The organism is Nocardiopsis listeri NBRC 13360, assembly GCF_001570765.1.
GTDB classification, from domain to species: Bacteria; Actinomycetota; Actinomycetes; order Streptosporangiales; family Streptosporangiaceae; genus Nocardiopsis; species Nocardiopsis listeri.
This window is the reverse complement of the sequence record NZ_BCSH01000150.1, coordinates 1-587: the sequence shown is the minus strand read 5'-3', so window position 1 is coordinate 587 and position 587 is coordinate 1. Positions and strand designations below refer to the sequence as shown.

At 65.1% G+C, this 587-nt stretch carries 1 protein-coding gene; it reads left to right on the top strand.

The genetic code is table 11. The features are described from left to right. Positions 1-65: 65 nt before the first annotated feature. Positions 66-587: condensation domain-containing protein (locus NLI01S_RS24870; RefSeq protein ID WP_223809386.1), on the top strand; the 522-nt coding region annotated here is incomplete at its 3' end.

Below are 587 nucleotides of genomic sequence, written 5' to 3'. Positions count from 1 at the left end.
CCGACCTGGTCGCGTTCTGTTTGGGTGAGGGTGTCGGTGGGGCGACGCCGTCCGATTTCCCGTTGGTGTCGTTGGGTCAGGCCGAGGTGGATCGGTTGGTGGGTGATGGTCGGGACGTGGTGGACGTGTGGCCGTTGACGCCGATGCAGCAGGGCATGTTCTTCCATTCGTTCCTGGAGCCGGGTTCGTCGTCGTATTTCGAGCAGGTGGTGGTCGAGCTCGATGGGGTGGAGGATCCGGTCGGGTTGGGTCGTGCGTGGGCTTCGGTGGTGGATCGGCATCCGGTGTTGCGCATGACGGTGGCCTGGCAGGGGTTGGACGAGCCGGTGGTGTTGGTGCGTGCCGGGGTTCGGACCCCGGTGTCTCATGTGGATCTGCGGGGGTCTTCGGAGGGGGATCGTGGGCGTGCGATCGAGGACTTCCTGGCCGAGGACGAGGCCGCGGGGTTGGATCTGGGCGAGGGTCCGTTGTTGCGGGTGGGGTTGTTGCGTACTTCCGATACCCGGGTGGTGTTGGTGTGGACGTTCCATCATCTGCTCTTGGACGGGTGGAGTCTGCCCTTGGTGTTGGAGGACGTCCTCACCGCC